This window comes from Sphingobacteriales bacterium, from assembly GCA_016700115.1.
Lineage (GTDB): Bacteria > Bacteroidota > Bacteroidia > Chitinophagales > UBA2359 > UBA2359.
On the sequence record CP064999.1, the window covers coordinates 2,103,734 to 2,127,675 of the forward strand.

Annotated in this window: 12 protein-coding genes; 4 read left to right on the plus strand and 8 right to left on the minus strand. The window is 39.0% G+C overall.

The genetic code is table 11. The features are described 5' to 3' along the window. Nucleotides 1-101 precede the first annotated feature (101 nt). The 4 genes from IPM47_07495 (at nt 102) to IPM47_07510 (ending at nt 7,121) form a co-directional block, all read left to right on the plus strand. Nucleotides 102-1,136, plus strand: coding sequence for a hypothetical protein (locus IPM47_07495; GenBank protein QQS30762.1), 1,035 nt, complete (start codon nt 102-104; stop codon nt 1,134-1,136). Nucleotides 1,137-2,431: 1,295 nt separating this feature from the next. Further along, nucleotides 2,432-4,180, plus strand: a complete 1,749-nt coding sequence (locus IPM47_07500; protein QQS30763.1) for an ATP-binding cassette domain-containing protein — start codon at nt 2,432-2,434, stop codon at nt 4,178-4,180. A gap of 119 nt (nt 4,181-4,299) precedes the next feature. Further along, a complete protein-coding gene (locus tag IPM47_07505; protein ID QQS30764.1) occupies nt 4,300-5,676 on the plus strand; it encodes an HlyD family efflux transporter periplasmic adaptor subunit in 1,377 nt (458 codons plus the stop codon). A gap of 5 nt (nt 5,677-5,681) precedes the next feature. Beyond that, nucleotides 5,682-7,121, plus strand: coding sequence for a TolC family protein (locus IPM47_07510; GenBank protein ID QQS30765.1), 1,440 nt, complete (start codon nt 5,682-5,684; stop codon nt 7,119-7,121). 340 nt (nt 7,122-7,461) lie between these two features. Here IPM47_07510 and IPM47_07515 read toward each other — a convergent pair whose 3' ends face one another. The 8 genes from IPM47_07515 to IPM47_07550 form a co-directional block, all read right to left on the minus strand. Then, complete coding sequence (locus IPM47_07515) at nt 7,462-7,863, minus strand: DUF3883 domain-containing protein (protein ID QQS30766.1); 402 nt, start codon at nt 7,861-7,863, stop codon at nt 7,462-7,464. A gap of 235 nt (nt 7,864-8,098) precedes the next feature. Next, nucleotides 8,099-9,370, minus strand: coding sequence for a hypothetical protein (locus tag IPM47_07520; GenBank protein ID QQS30767.1), 1,272 nt, complete (start codon nt 9,368-9,370; stop codon nt 8,099-8,101). Nucleotides 9,371-9,382: 12 nt separating this feature from the next. Continuing rightward, complete coding sequence (locus IPM47_07525; protein QQS30768.1) at nt 9,383-11,761, minus strand: HEAT repeat domain-containing protein; 2,379 nt, start codon at nt 11,759-11,761, stop codon at nt 9,383-9,385. A gap of 31 nt (nt 11,762-11,792) precedes the next feature. Then, on the minus strand, nt 11,793-14,186 hold the full coding sequence (locus IPM47_07530) for a HEAT repeat domain-containing protein (GenBank protein QQS30769.1): 2,394 nt from the start codon (nt 14,184-14,186) through the stop codon (nt 11,793-11,795). Nucleotides 14,187-14,227: 41 nt separating this feature from the next. Continuing rightward, the gene (locus tag IPM47_07535) at nt 14,228-16,606 is read right to left on the minus strand and encodes a HEAT repeat domain-containing protein (GenBank protein QQS30770.1); all 2,379 of its coding nucleotides are present in this window, start codon (nt 16,604-16,606) and stop codon (nt 14,228-14,230) included. A gap of 20 nt (nt 16,607-16,626) precedes the next feature. Next, the gene (locus tag IPM47_07540; protein ID QQS30771.1) at nt 16,627-18,522 is read right to left on the minus strand and encodes a HEAT repeat domain-containing protein; all 1,896 of its coding nucleotides are present in this window, start codon (nt 18,520-18,522) and stop codon (nt 16,627-16,629) included. 68 nt (nt 18,523-18,590) lie between these two features. Further along, nucleotides 18,591-19,787, minus strand: a complete 1,197-nt coding sequence (locus IPM47_07545; protein QQS30772.1) for an AAA family ATPase — start codon at nt 19,785-19,787, stop codon at nt 18,591-18,593. A 117-nt stretch (nt 19,788-19,904) separates the two neighbouring features. Then, on the minus strand, nt 19,905-23,807 hold the full coding sequence (locus tag IPM47_07550) for a DUF3883 domain-containing protein (protein ID QQS30773.1): 3,903 nt from the start codon (nt 23,805-23,807) through the stop codon (nt 19,905-19,907). Nucleotides 23,808-23,942 lie beyond the last annotated feature (135 nt).

The window sequence follows — 23,942 nt, forward strand, 5'->3', positions numbered from 1 at the left end:
ACTACAAAACAAACAGAACTTGTTCTAATAGAGTATAAAGGCATAATCAAACAGTATCTATTCAAAAGGCGTAGTTTTAAGTTTGGATTAACAAAACAGGTATGATAGTATCGAGAAATATTGGCTTTATCAAATTGATGAAGTGGAGTGGCCATCACTTGGTGTGGCTAACAGCATTTGCCGGAAGTGTTGCAGCATTATACCATTTTAAAATCATATCGGTAAGTATTCCCTGGCTTCCGGTTTCTGTTATAGGTACAGCAGTGGCTTTTTATGTCGGTTTCAAAAACAGTCAAGCCTATGATCGTATGTGGGAAGCCAGAAAAATCTGGGGAGGCATAGTGAACGACAGTCGAGCATGGGGCATGATGGTAGATGGGTTTATTACCAATCAATTCACCCAAAACAAATTGACCGATGATGAACTTAAATCAATAAAGAGGCGATTGATTTACCGCCACATAGCCTGGCTTTATGCACACCGAAGTCAGTTATTAGTGCCAACTTCCTGGGAGCATATCAGCCAGGGCGGTCATTTAGGCAAAACAGCCGAGTATTTCCAAAAACAGTTTGGAATCGGGTTGGTTGATGACGAAGTAACGAGGCTTGAGTTAAAAAACTTTTTACCATCAGATGAACACGACCGGCTTGTAAATGCGGTGAATACTGCCACACAAATTATCAATGAACAATCAAGGGAGCTGACATCTTTGAGAGAAAAAGAGGTCATTGAAAATTTCCGACACATGGAAATGATAAGAGTGCTGCGAAGTTTTTATGAATTTCAAGGCAAGAATGAACGAATAAAAAAGTTTCCTCTGCCCCGGCAATACGCCAACATGAGCATGTATTTTGTCGGAATTTTCATTTTACTGTTTCCTTTTAGCATGATACCCGAACTAATGAAAATTGGCGAATGGGGTTTATGGATTTCAATTCTCGTTTCTGTGCTGATTGGTTGGATGTATGTAATGATGGAGGTAGTCGGTGACTATACAGAAAATCCCTTTCAGGGGATGGCAAACGACATACCCATGCTCTCCATTTGCAGAACCATTGAAATTGATTTGCGCCAGATGTTGGGTGAAAGTAATCTGCCGCCGGCTATAAAAGCAAAAGATGATATTTTGATGTAGTGTCCGTTGCTAAATGCTGGCACCTTGCAATCCATTTTCCTTTAGATACCGGGAACTATCAAACCAAGGCAGATTGTCAATCTTAAATTATACCAACTTTGATTTAATTTTGAACCACACTTGATTGGTTTATGTCTTTAAATTGGGTGGGTTATTTTTGACAATGTAATGGTATAACCTTATTACCTTAGTAAAATAGGTAACAAGTAAACTCACAAACCTTATGACCTAATTTAAATGAAAGTATAAAAAAGGAATGTAAGCACTTCGGCTATAAGGTAATAAGGTTTTTTTAGGTGTGTAATTAGTTGGTTACTAAGGTAATAAGGTGGTGATGAAAACAAACTACTCGGTTTGTCACCTAAAGGAGGGCAACCTTTTTCCATTATTCTGGACAGGCTAAGTCAACTATTTAAGTCATCCACAGACATTTAATACCAATTATGATTTGATTTTGCACCACACATGATTAGCTAAAGTCTTTAAATTGGGTGGGTTTTTTTTGACAAGGTAATGGTATAACCTTATTACCTTAGTAAAATATGTAACAAGTAAACTCACAAACCTTATTACCTAATTTAAATGAAAGTATAAAAAAGGAATGTATGCACTTCGGACTATAAGGTAATAAGATTTTTTTGGGTGTGTATTTAGTTGGTTACTAAGGTAATAAGGTGGTGATGAAAACAAACTACTCGGTTTGTCGCCTAAAGGAGTGCAGCCTTTTTCCATTATTCTGAACAGGCTAAATCAACTATTTAAGTCATCCACAGACATTTAATACCAATTATGATTTGATTTTGCACCACACATGATTAGTTAAAGTCTTTAAATTGGTTGGATTATTTTTGACAATGTAATGGTATAACCTTATTACTTTAGTAAAACAACAACAAGTAAACTCACAAACCTTATTACCTAATTTAAATGAAAGTATAAAAAAGGAATGTATGCACTTCGGACTATAAGGTAATAAGATTTTTTTGGGTGTGTATTTAGTTGGTTACTAAGGTAATAAGGTGGTGATGAAAACAAACTACTCGGTTTGTCACCTAAAGGAGTGCAGCCTTTTTCCATTATTCTGAACAGGCTAAGTCAACTATTTAAGCCATCCAAAGACATTTAATACCAATTATGATTTGATTTTGCACCACACATGATTAGTTAAAGTCTTTAAATTGGGTGGATTATTTTTGACTATGTAATGGTATAAAATACACCTCTTGAAAATAAACAATAAAAATGGCAAATTGTATATAGATATGGCAATACAATTGTAAAAGTTAACGCTGGATATGTTCGATCATTTGCAGAATAATCATTATAAAAATTCTCTTACGCCGCTCAAGCGATTTATAAGGTTGTTGTCCGTAGATAAAAAAGACATCGGCTATTTATACATTTATTCCATTTTTAATGGTCTGATCAATCTTTCATTGCCATTAGGCATACAGGCAATTGTAGGCATTATAGCCGGAGGGCAGATGATTACTTCATGGATTGTTTTGGTTGGTATTGTTACAATAGGAGTAATTATTTCAGGAGGTCTGCAAATTATGCAAATGGTAATAACAGAAAACCTTCAACAGCGCATATTTACCCGTGCATCTTTTGAATTTGCATTCCGGATTCCGCGGTTAAAAGCAGAAGCACTAAACAAGCAATACGTGCCTGAATTGATTAACCGGTTTTTTGATACACTATCCCTGCAAAAAGGGTTAACCAAAATACTCATAGATATTTCTGCTTCAGTGCTGCAAATTCTTTTCGGGCTGTTGCTGATTTCATTTTACCATCCGTTTTTTATAATGTTTGGCGTATTAGTCATCGTGGTTATTGTAGCAATATTCTTTTTTACAGGTTCTCAAGGCATAGCAACGAGCCTTATGGAATCGAAGTATAAGTATGAAGTGGCTCATTGGCTGGAAGAAATAGCACGCACTTTGAACACTTTTAAATTGCACAGCGATAGCACTATGCCGCTAATTAAAACTGATGTGATTACAGGAAAATACTTGACTGCCCGTAAAAAGCATTTCGGGATATTGCTTATGCAATTTGTGGCTTCAATTGGTTTTAAAACTATAACCATTGCCGGTTTGCTGATACTTGGAAGTTATTTGGTGATGAACAATCAGATAAACATCGGGCAATTTGTAGCTGCTGAAATAGTAGTTCTATTAGTTATCAACTCCGTTGAAAAGCTGATTGTAAGTTTGGAAACCATTTATGATGTGCTTACCGCAGTAGAAAAACTTGGCTACATTACCGACCTGCCTTTAGAAAAATCAGTAGGTTTGCCTTTCGAGCAAATAGATACAGGCCGAGGCATGAGTTTGCAGGTTAGTAATTTGAGCTACCGGTTTGCTCCGGAGGAAGAACCAATTATTAACCGGCTTAATTTTGAGATTAAAGCACAAGACCGCATTTGTATATCCGGCTATAACGGCTCCGGAAAAACTACTTTATCTCAAATCCTGGCAAGTCTTTTCACCAATTTTGAGGGCAATATTATTTATAACGGTATTCCGGTCAAAAACATTAATCTTACCTCCCTCCGCGCACATATTGGTGATTTTTCTTCACAGGAAGATATTTTCCTTGGAACCCTTGAAGAAAATATAACAATGGGTAATCCTTCCTTCAATATTAAACAAATCATGGAAGTCGCTAATATAGTCGGGCTTACTACCTTTGTTCAGCAACTCAAAGAAGGATTTAACACACAGATTGTACCTGAAGGCAAAACTTTGCCCGAAAGCGTTGCAAAAAAGATAATTCTTGCCCGCAGCATCATATCACAACCTCGTTTATTTATTATAGAAGACCCGACTTTCGGGCTACAAACCACCGAACAGGAACGTATCATACGATATCTCACTCACCCTGACCGTCAATGGACTCTGATCATAGTTTCAAATAATCAGCAGGTTGCTGCTTTATGCAACAGAATCCTGGTCATGAAACAAGGAAAAATTATTGATAGTTGTGTATTTAGCGACATAACACAAAAACCTTATTACAACGATATCTTTAATGCTTGATTTTTCAAATAAAACTATAAAGCACAAAAAGAAACACCAAAGTAACTATCGGTATATATCACTGCAATCGGGTTACTTTATGAACGTGTTCCGATTGGAAAAAATAACCTCAGCAATATATGCTTAATATATCTGACAATAGAATTGATAAGGAAATAGACATTTCTCTGTACAAATCTTTTTCACGAACAAAACTGTGGGGAGGAAACCGTATCCTTGCTTTATGGCTCATTGTTTTTTTAATCCTGTATTTGGTAATTATGTTTTTGCCGTGGACACAAAATATACGGGCAAAAGGTAAAATTACTACTCTAAAACCGGAACACCGTCCTCAAACTATTCAAAGTACTATTGCCGGACGTATTGAAAAATGGTATGTACAGGAAGGACAACTGGTTGAAAAGGGAGATACCATAGTATTCATGTCGGAAATAAAAGACGATTATTTCGACCCTCAGCTACTTGATAGAACAGCGCTGCAAGTGGGGGCTAAAGAAATGGCAATAGAATCCTATGCCGATAAATCACTCGCCCTGGAAAACCAAATCAAAGCACTAAATGAAAACAGGGATTACAAGCTTTCGCAAACCAACAACAAAATAAGTCAAACCGATCTTAAAATACAGACCGACAGCATTGAATTTGAAGTTGCAAAAACCAATTTTACAGTGGCTGAACAGCAATATAACCGGCAACAGGAACTCTATAATAAAGGTTTGGCTTCATTGACTGATTTAGAACAACGGCAAATCAAATTACAGGAAGCGCTTTCTAAAAAAATATCAGCCGAAAACAAGCTTCTTACCAGCCGCAATGAGTTACTGAATGCCCGAATAGAGCTTAATGCCATCAGAAGTGAATATGCAGATAAAATAGCCAAAACCCAATCTGAAAGATTTAGCACCTTGTCTTCGATGTATGATGCAGAGGGGGGGGTAGCAAAATTGCAAAACCAGTATGCCAATTACCGTCTTCGGTCTCAATTTTATTATATTCTGGCACCTCAGAAATGTTATATTACTAAGGTTGTGAAAACCGGATTAGGTGAAACGGTAAAAGAAGGCGATGATATCGTCAGCATTATGCCGGCAGATTTTGATTTAGCAGTGGAGATGTATGTAAAACCAATGGATTTACCGTTGCTTAAACAAGGAGAAAAAGTGCGGTTTTTGTTTGACGGTTGGCCCGCATTTGTGTTTTCCGGATGGCCCGGCGTTTCTTTCGGCACATTTGGCGGTAAAATTGTAGCTGTTGACAATATCACGAGTGAAAATAATTTATACAGAATTCTTGTGGCTCCCGACTCAGGAGAACAGCCCTGGCCGAAGCCTTTAAGAGTAGGTACAGGGGCAGAGGGATTGGTTTTGCTGAATGATGTTCCGCTATGGTATGAATTTTGGCGGCAAATTAACGGATTCCCGCCTGAATATTATGAGGATAGCAATGCTACGCAGTTACCTAAACTAAAAATTCCTAAAAGAGCGATTGCAAAATGACCAATTTGATTTCTATAATCACTCAACTTCTATTGATATTATTGATTACAGGGCAACAAATCAGTGCTCAGAAAAGCGTATCCGATAGTACACAAACCTTTACTCAGGAAATATTTTTTGAATTCATAAAACAATATCATCCCGTTGCCCGGCAAAGCAAACTGCTTACAGAACAAGCAATAGCGCAACTACTCATTGCTAAAGGTGGTTTTGACCCTCAGGTGTATGCTTACTTAGATCAAAAATCATTTGACAATAAAAATTATTTTACACTTTCGAAAAACGGACTAAAAGTGCCAACCTGGTACGGAGTTGAAGTGGCAGCAGGCTATCAACTGAGTAACGGAGATTTTCTTAATCCTGAAAACAAATCTCCTGTTGAAGGACAAGCTTTTGCAGGGGTATCTGTTTCTTTATTGCAAGGACTCATTATAGATCAAAGACGTGCCACTTTAAAACAGGCGCATATTTTTGCACAGTACAATGAGGCTGAAAGGCTTAATATGCTCAATAACTTGTTGTATGAGGCAGCAAATACATATTGGACATGGGCTTTGGCATACAACAATCTTTTGTTGCAACAGCAAGCAGTGCAATTGGCAGAATTACGGTTAGAATGGGTTACAAACACTTTTTTGCAAGGCTCAAGACCTGCTTTAGATACCCTCGAAGCTATGATTCAACTGCAAAACCGGCAGTTTGAGCAAAACGAAGCTGAGCTGACTTATCAAAACTCTGCCTTAATGGTATCTAATTTTTTGTGGTATGAGAATGATGTACCACTTGAAATTACTCCTCAATTATTACCACCTCTCCTTAATACCCTTCCCTTGCAAATATTCGATGCAGACTCCTTAAGTCATACTACAAGTTTATTGCGGCAATCACATCCCGAACTATTGAAATACCAGTATAAGTTATCAGAACTTTCAGTTGAACGGAGATTGAAATCTGAAAAACTAAAGCCAAAATTAAATCTCAACTATAATTTACTGGCAAATGGGGTTAACTTTTTTAATCCGGAAAAATATGGAAGCAATTCCATGTTCTGGCAAAATTATAAATGGGGGCTTGAGTTGAGTATGCCGCTTTTTTTGAGATCTGAGCGCGGCAATCTGCAGTTGACAAAGCTAAAAATTAAAGAAACAAACTACCAATTGCAACAAAAGCAATTAGAACTGTACAATAAGCTCAACTCCAGTTATAACGAACTGCTTAACAACCGCCGCCAAATAGACTTATATACTCAAACCGTCAACAACTACCGGATTTTGGCAGAAGGAGAAGATACCCGTTTCAAATACGGGGAAAGTTCCTTGTTTTTGGTAAATATACGGGAAACGAAACTCATCGAAGCTCAAAACAAACTGTTGGAATTGCAAGCTAAACATTTTAAAATAATGGCTTCAATCGCCTTTGCAGCAGGGGTTTTACATTCCAAGTAATTATTCAACCCCGGACTACAAAAATTTTTAGCCCAAAGCATTGTATTCTAAGGCCTTACTTTATAGTATCGGTACTCCATTTCTATGTGCATGGAATATGAAAATTTGTTTCGAGTTGAGGTTGATTGTTTCGAGACCTTAACCCCAAAACTTTTTTACTTATGTATATTCCGTAAAATCTTAACTGCTCAGGTATTAAGGTGAATTAGGCCTATTAATCTCTATAGGAGTTGACCGGTTGATTTTTTAAAGTTCAATCATTATCGAAATCGAAAATGTTAAACGTTATAGTTATACAGCTATTATAAGGTTTTATTCCAAACTATGCAAATGAAGATTGTTAGCCTCGCTTTAAAAACTCTAATACCATTGTTTCAATGGGAGATAATCGTCCATTTGTAATATATTGCAATGGGTCTTTTATTTTTACGATGTCTGATAAACTGTAGTTGTCGGTATAATCCAAATAAACACGATACATATTGAAACAAGATCTGTTTTGCCTCATAAACTCCCACTCCGGTAGTGTGATGTAAATAATGTCTTTATTCTCATCAGAAGTGGTTTTAACTTCGATGTATTGAATTGCCTCAGTAGTTGGCGAGGTGTAATCAAAGAGCGTTAGTCTTAAATCGCAAGGGAAAGTGCTTTCATTCACACTATTGTTCCAAATTAAGAGCGCTAATGGTCTGTTTTCATTGTCTCTGATTTGTAATTCGGCATCAATCAATGATGGAGGCATTAGGGAGTTGAAGTTTTATAGAACTTAACCATTCAAAATCCCGTTCGACGCAGAAAGTGTCGCATATTCCGATCAATAGTTCTTCTTTAAATGTGCGACCCTTTCAGGGCCATTAATCATTTAACTGCACTTGTTTCGTTTCCCTTCCAAATAGCCTGGAAATTTAACTGTCAATTTCCTGAAGCCTTGCAAAATAAAACTTGTAACAGTATCCCGATTTAACATCTGCCTTGTGTTATAAAACAATGTCCAATACAGAATCTTTACCCCAGGGCGGCATGTTAGGCAATGGGGGGGACTGGCTTTTATTATCTTTAATGATGCCGAAAATGATTGGAGTTTTATAGAGCTGAGTCGGATAAGCTGTATAACCATCGGTCAAAACCAATACGGCATCGGGGGGAGGAACAAGTGCAAGGGCTGCGGTGATACCGGCAACCATATCAGTACCACCACCTCCTTTTAAATGGCTGACTTTAAAGCGCTCGGCAGGATTGGCTATTTTGATGGGTTCGTATGCCATAGCATCGCAAGGAATAACCGTTACCGGAATTTGAAATGTTTCCAACACTGCAAACACTTCCGCCAATGCTTGAGAAATGTATTCTGAAGACATAGAACCAGAAGTGTCAACAACACAGGCAACGCGGGTTTCTATATTGCCACTGAGGGATGGCGGCAGAATGGGATTGTACTGAGTTTGTCGTCTGCTGGGCCGGGAATATGAATAATCTATCCGCATCCCTAAACCCTGTGCAATGGCAACACTCATTCGTTTTTTAAGAATTTGTCGCCAGTTTATTTTAGGGGTTAATTTTTCATCTGCCCATCTCTCCCAGCCGGCAGGCATATTGCCCTTTGTTTTTTCCTTATTTATCTCATGTGCTACTCCCCTGCGAATGAGTTCTTTTTGAAGATCGGAAAGCTCTTGCGATTTACTGCCTGTTTCACTTTCAAAGTCGGTTTCTTCCCAATCACGAACCTGACCGTGAACGCCGCTGCCTTCATCGTTTAAACCTTCGGGAAAGTAAGTGTTCATGATTTCATTGAGATTTGGGTGGTTTAACAACATTCGGTAATACCACTCGGCGATTTTTCCTTCGGGTAGTTGGAAGGTATTAGGGAAAACGCCTTTAAATGCCTTTGGTTGAGCAGTTCCTTGCCAATTGCTGTCGTTTATTTCCAAGTCGGCAGCAATGTTCCAGAGTTTAGGCTCGGCATTGGCATCTTTAGCGCGTTCGGCATGTTCGCGAAGAACATGCGATATTTCGTGTACCCATAAAAAAGACAACTGTTCCAAAGCCTCTTTTTTAGTGCCCGATTGGGCAATTATTGCCACAGCTACGGGGTTAAAGTAAATATCCATATTGCTCGAAATGGCAGCTATGGGTATCGCTTCAGTAATGCAAATACGACACCTGAACAAAGCGGGCGAAAACCACGGAAGGTTGTCGGCGGTATAGGCGCGAGCAAAACGGATTAAGGCATAGACTTCTGAAACAGTCATGTCGTGTATAACTTAGGTTAATTTTAATAACGATTCTTTAAGGGCTTTAATGCACTTGATATTGGTTTCTGATTTCAAAACTTCTTTTAGCGGCTCAATAGCACGTTTGTCGCCAATTTCACCTAATATACTAATTGCATGCAGCCTCATGTTTATATCTTTGCTATAAAGTTCTGTGATGAGGAGTAAGACTGCCGCCGAACCTATATTAACAAGAACTTGAGGAACTTCATCGTTAAACAAAAGATTTCGTTTTAACACTTTAATAAGTGGTTCTATTGCACGAGTATCTCCAAGAGAGCCCAAGGCCAAAGCAACCCTCACATAAACCCATTCATGTTTATTTTTCAAGGCTTCAGCAAGTGGTTCTATCGCTCGTGGATCGGCTAATTCTTTTAAAGAACTTGCAGCCATCCACCGTACTTTTATTTCCCTGTCTTTCAAAGCGGCTGTCAGTGGAAGAACAGCCCGTTTATCTTTTAAATGACCAAGTGCAGCAGCAGCACTCCATCGCACTCTGCTATCCACATCTCTCAAGGCTTCAATTAATGGCAGAACGGCAATTTTATTTCCCAACTGCCCAAGAGAAAAGGCTGCTTTGTTTCGGACATTGTTATCATTGTCTTTCAGGGCTTCAACAAGCGGCTGTAAGACACGATCATCTTTAATATCAGCCATGGCTTCTGCTGCTTGATCTCTTGCAATATGATGGCGATTGCTCAAAATTTCTATTAAAGGCACAACTGCAGTTTCTCCTGACTTTGCTATGGCTTTACATAAATGGTGGGCAATCATCCCGTTTTTATCTTCACCCAAATGGTTTAATGTTTCCAATAGTGATTCTAAATCACATTCATTCCCCAGCCAGGAAAGGGCATTAGCCACTCGTATGCGGAACTCATTATTTTGATCATTAAACGCTTCTAATAGTGGTTTTACGGCGGGTTTTCCTAATTTACCCAAAGCATATACAATACTAAAGGTATAAGAACTTGAAGGATTTTCTTTCAACGTTGAGATAAGGGGAGCAATCGCACGGGGATCTTTTAAATGTCCTAAAGCTTCGAATATATGGTAGTGCATCCAATTGAGGGGGTGTTTGATTGCTTCTATAAGGGCTTCTATTGCGCGCAGATCACCTAATTTGCCCAAAGCGTCAATAGCTCTTTTTCTATCGTATTCTTCCTTATAACCTAACCCAGTAATTAGATGCGGAGTGGCTCTCGTATCTCCAAATTTTGCCAATTCAAGTGCGATTTCAAATCGCAAATTCTCGTCAGTATTGTTTAATGCCTCGGCAAGAGGGTTGATTGCACGGGCATCTCCTATCTTTCCCAAAGCTTTGGCTGCGTGCATGCATAACCAATTGTCCTGATCATTTAATGCATAAATTAACGGCTCAACCGCACGAAGATCGCCAAAGTCGCCCAAGGCCTCTGCAGCATGTTGGCGTTTATGTTGCGCCGAGTTATTCAACACAAATATCAACTGTTCCAATACACGGTCATCTTTTAGTTTACTCAGCACCTTGAAAACCTGTATAGAAGCTATTGAAATGCGCTCCTGTAGCAATACACTGATTAGGGTTGGTACACTGCGAGTATCTCCTAAATGCCCTAAAGCTAAAGCGGCGATTGTCTTTACTTGCAAAGTCGGGTGTTCTAATAATGTCAATAGGTATGGGATGACTTCGGTGTCTCCTAAAACTCCCAAACTCTCAGCCGCAGCGCTACTGATTAGCTCGTTTGGATGTTTTAATATTTCTAAAAGAGGTTTTGACGCACGGGTATCGTCCATTCTGCCTAAAGCACGTACCGCACCCCTGCCTACCCATTCATCTTCATCATTTACAACTTTAGTTAGCGACTCTATGGCAAGAGGATTATTATTAGACTGTATTTTCTGAATTATTTTTTTTCGATTTGAAGACCGGGTTGCGGTTGAAAGCAGATAGATGTGGTCATAAACGTTCAGCATTTTTGTTCGGGCGGAAACCGATAATTGTTGTTCAAAAATAGTTTGTACCATTTCGTGGGATGTCGGAAGGTTTAAATCCCGAATATTTACCCCTTTCCTCAAATCCAGCAACTTATCCATCACCGGCCGCCAAACATCGTTGTCTTCAATCTTTCTTTTTCTGCCAAATACCATTAATAAAAGGCGGCATGGAAGGTAATCTAATTCAGCTTTTATAGAGGAATAAGTATGAGAATCATAGGTAAGCTGAAGGGCTGCATTGGGTAATTCGATTACAGGACAACAGTATTCCAATAACTCTCCGTAAACGGTAAAGCGCAGGTACACGACAAACAGTTTTTTCCTGATTGTCAGACTAACAGTAGCTTCGCCAATGTATTCCTCCGAGATGTTGGTGGTAAGGAGGGTAGGCATACGTTGTATATTATTGGTTTTGAGTGATTAGTTATGAGCGACTTTGGACTTTCCCTTTATTGGCAGTTAGTTTTTCTAATGCTTCTAACATGGCTTTTTTGCAAGAGGTGATGGTTTCTATTTCTAAACGCTTTTCTAAGTGTGGAATGGCTCGTTTATCTCCGGTTTTACCAAGTATTTGTGCGGCATGTATTCTCATTTGATAGTAACTGCTGTTGAGTTCTTCGATTAGCGTAGGCACTGCCACTTCTCCCATTTCGGACAATACGGTTACCGCATTTTCCTCAAATAAATAATTGTACTTTACCATAATTATAAGGTTTTTGAGGGCACGAGCATCTTTAAATCTTCCTAAGGTTAAGGCCGCTTGTTGAAAAACAAGGTTGTTTTTATCTTTTAGATAAGGCACAAGAAAATCTGCAACATTGGTATCCCCAATACTTTCAAAGGCTTGAATAGCTCTTCTGCACAAGATTTTATCTTTGCTTTTTAAGGCTTTTAATAAATAAGGTATTGCCCGTTTATCGCCCAAATGGCCAAGGGCAGATACGGTTCGTCTGCGAACTTCGAAATTATCATCTTTCAGTAAACCTAATAATGGTTCAAAGGCTTTGTTATCGGCAATAATTCCTAATGATTGAGCAGCAAATTGCCTGACATCTTTGTCTTTATCTTTCAGCATTTCAATCAGGGGTTCAACGGCACGGTCATCTTTCAGATATCCCAATGCAGCCGCGGCATAGGCTTTTGCCTTGTGTTTTGGGTTCATCATAACAGATATAAGTGGCAGTATTGCATGTTCTCCATGTTTTGATACAGCATTGACCAAATGATAGCAAACCATAAAATGGCTGTCATTCATTACATTCAACAGTTGTTCAACCGTACAAATATCTCCAAGCGAGTATAATATATCTGCATAAGCTCTTCGAACCTCGCCATTCTCATGCTTTAATGCTTTTAAAAGGGGTTCAATGGCAGGTTTTCCAATGTTAATCATGGATTTTTTTGCAGAAAAAACCATGCTTGTATCTTGTCTTTCTTCTATAAGACGAATAAGATGGGGTATTGCACGAACATCTTTTATGCTCCCCAAAGCTTCGATAGCTTTCAATCTTGTAGAGACAAAAGGATGTTTCAAGGCGGCAATGAGCGGCTCGACAGCCCGAATATCGCCTAAATTGCCAAGACTTTCTGCTGCTTTTGAGCAATCAATTTCCCTGTTTTCGTTTAATGCAGCTATAAGAGGCTCGATGACACGGTCGTCTCCCAACTTAGCTAAGGCATTGGCAGCTCTTAAAGCCACTTGTTTCTCAGGATCGTTTAGTGCTATTACCAAAGGGTTGATGGAACGGGAATCTCCAATGATACCCAAGGAATATATCGCATTTAAGCGAAGTTGCAATGAAGGTTGATTTATACAGGCTATTAGTGCAGGAACTGCTCTTGAATCGCCAAGTCTGCCCAAGTAACCAGCAAGATAATGATGTCTTCCTCTGAATTCATTGTTTTCCAATACAGCAATCATCGGCTCAACAAATCGCATATCAGATTTATAGTCAATTAAATTAAAGGCCACCGAAAATATGGGAGAGGAAGGGTGTGATAACAAGCTAATCATGGGTTGAACCGCCCGGTCATCTCCTAAATTGAATAAAGCTAATGCAGCATATCCTTTTACTTCCGGTGATGGATGATGGAGTAAAGATAACAAGGGTTCGACCGATTCCGGATTATTTAAAATGCCCAAAGATTTTGCCGCTTCTATACATTTTTCCTGATGACTGCTTTGTAGAACTTCCAACAGCACCTGAGTGGCTCGTATATCGCCCCAATATCCTAAAATTTGTATTGCGCGGTTGCTTATTTTTTCATTACTGTCGGCTACAGCCCTTAAAATTAACTCAAAAGCTATTGGATTATTCTTATTCCCTAAGCCGTTGATATGCTCTATTCGATATTGCTCGTTACCTATTGTATAAGCATATATCCTGTAATAGATGGATAGGATATTTTCCCTTTGTTCAGATAATAAACCGTTTTCTATAAATTCTTTTACAATTGGATGTTCAGGTTTGAGATTCAGGGTTAACAAATTTTTTCCTTTTTTCATTTCCCTCAATTTTTCCATTACCGGTTTCCAAGGGTTTGATGCGGCATATTTTTTTTGTTTTCCAAAGGCCATCTGCAACAATCTGAAGGGCAGGTAATCAATTTCGGCAATTATAATGGTATAAATTTTGGCATCATAACTTAGTTTCAGCGCCGCCACCGGCAGTTCTAAAGCCGGACAGTCGTATTGCAGCAACTCGCCAAATACTGTGAAACGGAGTTGAATGTCGAACCGGTGAAGACCGATGAACAAGACAACTGCGGATTCGCCAATGTATTCGTCCGGGATAGTGGTCGTGAGTAAGGTGGGCATACGCTTTAAGTGAAAAGAAAAGTGAATGATGAAAAGTTGAGTTATCGTTGGGTGATTTCTTCTAAAGCTACCTGTATAGCTTTAATGCACTTAATGTTTGTTTCTATACTTAGTTGCTCCTTTAGCGGCTCAGTAGCGCGTTTGTCGCCAATTTCGCCAAGAAGTACCACCACATCTTTCCTATACCTGAAATCCTTGTGGTTAAGTTCCATAATGAGTGGCAGTACGGCTGCTTCCCCTAATGCGACAAGTCCTTCGTGGGCATCAGAATAATACATTCTTTGGAGTCTTATCGTTGATAAAAGTGTACCGACAACACTTGAATTTCCCAATTTAGCTAAGGCCGAAGCAACCGAAACCAGAACTTGCGGATCTCTATTATTATTCAATGCAGAAAGAAGCGGTTTAATGGCACGTTCATCGCCTAAGAGCATTAAAGAATATGCGGCTGCACTGCGAACAATATTTTCCTTATCTGTTAATACATACGTCAGGGGTAACAGGGCACGGGTATCGCCCAACTTGCCAAGGGTTATTGCTGCATTACGTCTGACCGTACTTTGATTATCTTTCAACAATTTTATTAGGGGGTTTAGTGCGCTTATATCCTTGTAATTATATAGCGCTAATGCTGCATTGCCTCGAACTTTTTGGTTTTCATCTTTTAAGGCTTCTATCAGAGGTTGAACGGCTCTTGAATCTTGAAGCATTCCCAATTCCTGGGCAGCATATTCCCGAGCAGGATGATTTCGATTGTTCAAGACAGCGATAAGAGGCTCAACGGCTTTTTCTCCCAATTTAGCCAAAGCAGAGGTTAAATGTTTGCAAACCCTGCTATCCCGATCGTCAAGCACTTCTAATAGCTGCTCTAAAGTACATTCATTTCCTAAGTGGCTCAAAGCATCGGCAAACAGTACGCGTTCTTTAGTACCATTGGTTTTTAAACCCTCGAGCAGTGGTTTTACCGCTTGTTTTCCGATGTCGCGAAGTGCATAAATTGAAAGGTAATGTATGTGTTTCAATTTATCGTTTTTGAGTATTTCCATAAAGGGTTCTATGGCACGATCATCCTTTAACTCACCTAATGTTTTAAAAGCAAACATCCGCGTCATATAATTCTTGCGTTTCAATGTTTTAATCATCGGCATTACCACACTTGCATCGCCAAGTTTACCCAATGCTTCGACAATCTTAAAACCATCATCATCATCACTAACTTTTAAAGATTTGATTAGGTGTGGGGTAGCGCGGGTATCCCCAATAGAAGCCAAAACTAAGGCAGCTTGAAGGCATCCGCGCCTGAGAGAATCATATAGCGCTTCGATGATGTCGAACGATAAGTCGGTACCTTTAATTTTTCCTATTGCTTCGGCTGCTTTGTTGCGCACCGAAATATCCTTGTTTTTTAGGGCAGTCAAAAGCGATTCTACCGCACGATCATCACCAATCTTACCCAAAGCTTCCAATATCTCTTTACGTGTATAAGAATGAGTATCTTCCTGGTTTAACATCGCAATTAAGGGTTCTACGGCAAGTGTTTCCTGAAAATTTCCCATTTCATGTACAATGGCATAAAAAATGCCGGTATGTTTCATGGCCAAAGCATCTAACAGTATCTGAAAAGCACATTTTTCGCCCAATATGTAAAGAGCTAATGCTACATTATTTTTTACCTGCAAAGAAGGGTGGTTTAATAACAACTTAAGATGGGGAATAACTTTATGGTCTCTTATTTTACCAATACTTTCGACTGCTGTTAAACTCATTTCAAAGTCGGGGCTTACTATTGCTTCCAATAATGTTGTTGCTACCCGGGTATCGCCAATGTCACCCAAAGCACTTACTGCATCTATTTTTGTATGAAAGCTTTTATATTTAAAAGCTTTAGTGAGGGTTTCAATAGCACGCGGATCGCCTAAGCGACCCAATCTTATAATTATGCCCTTGCGGATTTCTTCATCATCGGTTGTATCAACAAGGTAGATGGTGTTATACACTTCCAGTATTTTATCAATCGCCAATCCCGGGAGTTGAAATTCGTATATATCCTTCACGATTTCGTGAGTTACCGGTAGTTTTAAATTAAATGGTCTTTTGCCTTTCCTCAACTCAGTCAGTTTATCATTGACCGATTTCCAAGGATCTGATTTTTTAAATCTATTTTTCAAACAAAATGCCATCAATATCAACCGGTAAGGCAGGTAATTAAATTCGGCATGTATCCTTGTCAATTCATCGGTAGAAAATGTGAGTTTCAGGGCAGATTCCGGTAAATCCAATAATAAACAGTGGTACTCCAACAACTCGCCAAACACCGTGAATCGAAGCTGTATCTCATACCAGTGTATGCCGGCTTGCAAAGCAACGTTGGTATTGCCAATGTATTCTGAAGGGATGGATGTAGTGAGGAGGGTTGGCACGGATAAGTGGTTTTAGGCTTTTAAACCGGTTTGATAACAGCGTTTAACCGGTTGATTCTTGAAATGGCATTTGCCTTTGCCCTTTTGCATTTAATACTGGTTTCTTTCTGTAAAGAAGCCTGCAATGGGCCAAGTGCCCGAATATCGCCTATCGCTCCTAAAAGTTCGGCTATCGTTAATCTGATTTTATATTTACGGTTTGATAGCGCGATGAGCAATTGTGGAATGGCTATGTCTTTACATTTTACCGACAACCTGCATGCTGCTTCGTAATAATTTCCTTTATTATCTTTCATCGCTGCTGACAGAACAGGAACAACGGCACGCGAATCTCCCAAAGTGGCAAGAGCAGAAGCACTTCTATAACGCACATTCATATTTTTATCTTTTAAAGCAGCTAAAAGCGCCTGTACTGCACGAGCATCTCCCAAATTGCCTAATGCGGTAACAGCACTACATCGCACCCGGCTATATTTATCATTGATTGCTGCAATAAGTATTTCAAACGCTCTGGCATCTCCCGACTTTCCCAACGCCATTACAGCAGTACTACGTGTGTTGAAATTTTTACTTTTCGCTGCTGTTATTAATGTCCCGATTTGTTGGTCATTAATTTGGTTAATAGAAGTAGTGCTAACCTTTTCCGGCAACTTTTCGGCTAATGTTGCGCTTGCCGTCACTAAAGTATGTTGAAGACGTAATCTGTCCAAGGCAAATTTAGCAGCTTTACGTAAAGCTACTCTTCTAATTTTTGAGACCTTCGTCAGCGGCTCTATGGCTCGAACGTCTCCCAACTTTCCCAAAGCAGTAGCTGCATTGATTCGTACTTCTAAATTTTTATCAGATAATGCCGATATGAGTGGTAAAACTGCACGTTTGTCATTCAAATTGCCTAAAGCTTTGGCACCGGCACAACCCGTACTAATGGCTTTACTACGCAAAGTAGTTATCAAAGGCATGACGGCACGCACATCCCCCAATTTGCCCAACGATTCGGCTACACTCATGCGTACCTTTTGAGCTTTATCTGATAATGTCCTGATTAAAGGCCCTACTGCATGTGTATCTGCCAAATTACCTAAGGCAATAGCGGTGTAATTTCTTATATCAATCATACTATTCCCTAAAAACGGAATTAGCGGAGCAGTTGCACGGGAATCACCCAAATTGCCCAATGCTATAATTGCCTGTATTCTAACCTCCGTAACTTTATCTTGCAGTAAAGTAAGGAGCGGCACTACTGCCCGTACATCGCCCAACTTGCCCAAGTATTTGACAGCATTATATCGCACATCAATAAATACATCATTTAAAACCGAAATTAAAGGTTCTACGGCGCGTTTATCCTCCAGTTTACCGAGCATCTCAACTGCTTTCTGCCTTACTTTTCTCGTTTTGCCGACTATTAAATGATAGCAAAGTGTGGGCAATGTTAAGTTAGCAGACTTCATGTACCTGCCTTGACCGATGGCGTTACCATCGAATATCATGTTAAAATTCAAGTTTCTCCTTTTTTGAATAACCCATTCCTTAAGCTCCCTCGCAAATTCATGGGTAACAGGCAACTTTAGATATCTCATGTGATACCCATTCCGCAATTGTTTTAACTCGACCATAAGGGGATGCCATATGCTATATCCGGGTATTTCATCAGCATTTCCTTTCATAAACGCCATCAGCATTAACCGGTATGGCAGATACGCTATTTCAGCTTGTATCAATTTTAAATCTTCGGCGGTAAACGTTAGTTTCAACGCTGCCTCCGGTAATTCTATGGCAGGACAAACGTATTCCAGCAACTCACCAAACACGGTGAAACGGAGTTGAATAGCAATATGGTTTTTACCGATGGGCAGATCTACTCTATCAGTCCCAATATAGGTCGAGGGGATGACAGTTGTGAGAAGTGTGGGCATGGGCTAAGATATGACGGGTGACGAAATTGCTTAGTGCCAAAAAAAAACCTTATTGCATCAGTTGGTGATTACTTTTGCAGCAAGTTTGTATATTCTTCAAATTCTTTATCGAATTTTAACGCGGCATCTATTTCTGTCATTAAACTTTCTAACTCGGTAGCCCCCAGTTTTTGGGCAGTTTCAATTGCTTTTAGCAATAAACCTCCTCTAAATGCTTTAAAAAGCGCTGGATATATCACATCCCGGCGATTATTTTTGAATACATCCAGAGTAAGTGAAAGATAAACTTTGACAGACGGAAGCAGGACAGGCGAATGATAGCGACGGGTGATGGCGGCATTGAGCGAACCAAATAATACAAACAATTCGCTGTCGTCAAGGATTTTTACGTCCACCTCCTCTTTTTTATCCAACACCTCGTCGGGATTGGGAAGGCGCATTTTTTCCAAAAACTCCATCAAAGGGAGTGCGACAGAAGCACCTAAGCAGCCGCTCATCAGTTCGTAAAAAACGCGCTTGCCTTGGCTTCCTTTTTTTGGGGCAACATCCAACAAATCGCAGGAAGCCATCAATGAAATGGCATAGTCCCATGTTCGCGGACTGGCAAAAGCATGTTTATCTGTTTCAGGACTGGTGCGCAGCATGTCGGGTGCTGTTTTCAGAAAAGCCAAAGTACGCAGTTTCCAATAAGGCAGAACGGCAGCATGTTTTTCAAGGTCTATGACAGGCAAAACAGCCTGTGCATAATCGCTTTCGAGGGCATCTAAAAATGCAGCCAATGGCAAATCCCAATATAGGTGGATAAAGCGGTTGCGCAAAGGGGGCGATAAATCCCAACCACCGGTCATTAAATCCGGCGGATTGGCGGCAGCCACTATCCGCACGTTGGGGGGAAGCTCATGAAACCCTACCCTTCGCTCTAAAACTACTCTGAGCAGTGCAGCTTGTACGGCAGGAGGGGCAGTGGTCAACTCATCTAAAAACAAAATACCCTCGCCCAACTCACCAAACTCCCTAACCCATTCAGGAACGGCATAATGCACCTTCCCATCTTTGAACACCGGCAAACCGGAAAAATCGGTAGGGTCGTGAATAGATGCAATCAAGGTAAGAACGGGGAAACCCGGTTTTGCCAACCCATCAAGAAAACTGGATTTACCCACTCCGGGAGGCCCCCAAATTAAAACGGGAATGCCCAGATACCCTTTGGGGGAAGGGGTTTGCAGCGCAATCAATAGTGCCTCGGCACCTTCGGGATAGTGCATGGTAGTTATGTTTTTTAGGGGTGGGTGTAATATCGCTATTTGAAATGGACAACTTTAAAACGAATTGGGTTCTGTTTTTATTGAATGATTTTTTGGGGTTGAGAGAAAATAGGGCGATTAGTCAACTCGAGGGGATTTTCTGTCCGATTTATCCGAAATCAGTTCTAATGGAACTGTTTCTATTGGCAATAATTTTCCTTGAATAATATATTGCAATGGTTCTACTATTTCAACAATACTCAATAAGCGGTAATTATCAGAGTAATCTAAGTATATGCGGTATAGTATGTACTGTTCTTTGTTTTTCACCATAAATTCCCACTCCGATAAAGTGATGTAAATAATGTCTTTATTCTCATCAGAAGTGGTTTTAATTTCGATGAATTGTATTGCCTCAGTGATTGGCGAAGTGTAATCAAAGAGTGTTAGTTTTAAATCGTATGGGAAAGTGCTTTCATTCACACTATTGTTCCAAATTAAGAGCGCTAATGGTCTGCTTTCATTGTCTCTGAGTTGAAATTCGGCATCATTTTCAACTATGGAGGCGTTAGGGAACTGTAGTTTTAGATTTTCGGCAAGATATTTAAATGCTTGTTGTTCTCCCAGATATCCGACTTCATTTCTTACATCAATACCCATATTGCGAAGCCAACGAACAATGCTCCCTTCATCGGAAGTTAAAAAAATTTGAAATTCTGTTTCAATGTCTTCTGTTTCAAGTAATAGGCATAGTTGTCTGGTTATAGTATATATATTTTCGATTTGCCGCCAATGTTCCAAGTAATAAAATCGGTTGTTCTTTGCTTCAAAAAAACAATTCAACGTATTCTGATAAATCTCAGGATGGTTTGGGTAAGTTATTTGCAATGTATCAGCGGTAAAAAACTCCGTACCATTTAACTTTTTTAACAAGTGGACTTCAATGTCTTTCAACTCACCGCCTCTCTTAAATTGGATATACTTCTTTAGTAGGTAAAGGCGACTTCTGATAAGTGATTTTAATTCATTGTTTAGGGTTTCGTTTGTTGAATGAAAGCTCAAAGATGCAGTTGAAATCTCGGTTATTCCAAGTAAATTAAATACCCGACTTAAATGGTCTGACGACAACCTGCTTTCTTTCAAAAACAACTGTCTGTTGTTTGGTAAAGGGGAATTCGGAAGGTTGAGATAATAAAGACTATCTTTTTCTTGAAAAGTGTTATTATCAGCCAATAACAGCCCGTTCCATTGGTTTGCAGCAAGTTTAGCCTCTTCACTATTGGCAAAATGATCATTTACATACTCATAAATTTGTTCAATTTGAATGATAAGTGCTGCATCAACCTTATCCTGCTTTGAGCAATGATCTAACAAAGTTAAACACTCTTCAAAAGTCAACATTGTTCGAATTCCTAAAAACTGAGACTGTTCTGTGCTGATATTTTCTAAATCAATCACATTAAAATCTGAAGCATTGCTCAATACCTTTGCTAATTTCGGCGAAAACAATTCTTTAGATGTTAGACAGGTATTGTTAACTCCGGGCAAACACTTCTGAGTCCTTGCAAAATATTGGATATAGCCGGGCACTTCATCTCCCACATTTCTGCTTTTGTTTAAATTGTGAAAGTATAGAGTCCTGCCTCTCCTCAATACTTCTTTCCACAATCTATCAAAAAACAATTGCCAAAACAATTTTGTAAAGACATAATTATTGGCGGTATAGTTAAGCAAAGTAACGGTAAACAGATTTCGGATTTGATGTTGACCCTGTTGATTTGCAGTTTGTACAGCTTCTCTGTTATAAAAGGGCCTGTTATCTAAATATTGAAAGTATGCTTCTAATTCGGGAAAATTAGAGATAAGTTGTTGCCGTTCACATTTTTCTGCTGTATTTACTTGTGAAGGGATATTCTCTAATTTCATTTCTTGTTCTACTCCTATCTGCAGCCAAAAGCGTTTCCAATCTTCCACCCGATCGCCCTCTTTTATATATTCAGCACTAACAAAATTGAAATCCCGGTTATCATTCCCTAAGAGATTCTGAAGGCTTAACACTGGTTGATATTTGTCAGAAAGATAGCATTTAATGGCAGGTGCTAAATCGTTGCTCGTTGTTACAACAGGTAATTGACGAAGTTGGAGTTTATCGCGATCATCTAAACCTGACCTGACCGAAAAAAAGTAACGTCCAAAAGTGATTGCTTTATCTCGGTCAATATTTTCAGGATATTCCAGTTCGTCATCTATTATTTTTTTTGCCATCCCTCTCTTTGAGGGATATTGAACACCTAACGATAATGAAACCCATTCTTTTAATTGAGGGGTATTTTCCAAATGCACGTTAATATCCGGATGCAAAAAATGGAGGTTAAACGTTATGCCGTTCGGCAATAAATCTTGATTTGCAGGAAAAAAAACATCATTGGGCTGTCGTAAGATAAGGTTAGTGTCAAGCAAAAAAGGGGTTTGTCTGAGGTAACCGGCAAAATCATGATCCTCGTGTTTCGTTTTAAACAAAAAATCTATCAATCTGATATTGTTCTCAAGCGTATTAGCAATGTGTTTGTGTTCTCGTAAGAGTGCAATTATATCACTGTCTTTGAATCCTTTTGCCCCTATCTCTTCCAAAAGTTTAATGTTCCATATTTGAGAAACTGCAATTCCGGCATTTTCTACTTTCATTTCTTTATCCTTTGCTGCATGTTTAGTTGTTTTAAACTCCTTGTTAAATCCGGTATAATCTACAAGGGTGTCCTCAACTAAAAGCAAGGTTTCATTTTCTTCTTGTGGGATAAATTGTACACTTTTCAATACATTTGATAATGAATTGTTGTATGGAGCTCTATAGCCATAGTGGTCTGTTTCAATTTCAAATGCCTTTCTGTATATTTTAAGAAATTGATGCTTAAACGCGAAATCAGAACCTGCAATTGATTTTAACCAATGAAGTTTACAAGAGGCAAGTTGTGCAAAAATAAAAGCATTCCAAACCAGATTTGTCAAAAGGGCATCCCGACCTGTATTTAATAAAAACTCGGCATTTACGGTAAAGGGAAATGGCAGTTTTGCTTTTGTTGGCAAATATGCATAAAGTAATCTAGTAACGTAAATTTCATGCTCTTTCAGATTGTCTTCGTTTTCCATTTCAGCAGCTAAGGAAATGGTAATTTCTTTCGCTTTCTTGAGCTTAGGGGGGCAGATTGAATCTTCAATTTTTTGGATGCTATTTGAAACCTCTATAGGTACTTTAACAGTAAAGTTCTCCAGTAAAAAATACTCGTTTCGTTCATTCCAATTGACAATTTTAGTTTTAATGGACATCTTAACGATTTTGCCATTTAGGTTGCGTTCAACAACTCGCTCGTTTCTTCCATCTACTCGATTGAATACTGAAAATGATTTAATATGCCGTAAAAACAACAAAGATCTCTCCCGCAATACCTCGTTATTGATTTTTTGTAGACTCCCTACCAAGTTGGTTTTTAATATAATACTCGTTTTATTACCTGCAAGATAAGGAAGTACTTCTTCAGGCAGTTCTTTCGTTTCTGTCCAAACAGGTGTGATTTGCCATGGGTATTTTTTACTTTTCCACTCTTCGAAATTTTTATCAAACCGAAAACAAAACCCACCGGATTTTATGTAACAACAGTCGGTAAGCGCAAATACAGACTTAAACCCCACACCTTTATATCCAATCTTGTTTATGTCATGGCTTTTGGGATGAGGATTAATTTCGTCTATCTGATGCCCTATTCTTGATAATGCCCATACATCTCCGGCCAAAAAGGGAGCACCGTTATGTTGAAACAGTACATAATCCTTAAAAAAGTGAATTTCAACCTCAATATGATAACCGTTTTGTCCTTCTTGTGCAGAATCATCGGCATTTTGCAGGAGTTCATAAATAAATAGCAACTTGTTTTTGAAAGCATTATCTATAAAATACTGAATAGCATTAGCAGTAGTAACTGTATGTGGGCCATTGGGTTGCTGTCTGTCATTGAATATGTTTTCAACGATATCCTGAGGATTCATAGCTATTCGTTAAATAAAATGATAATTATTTTCTTAGAGAGCTGTTGCCTGCTTATATTAAACAGCAACTTCTTTGGTAGTAAATCCGATATTAACTTCATTGAAGCTTATTGGAATTAAAACAAAGTTACCTTA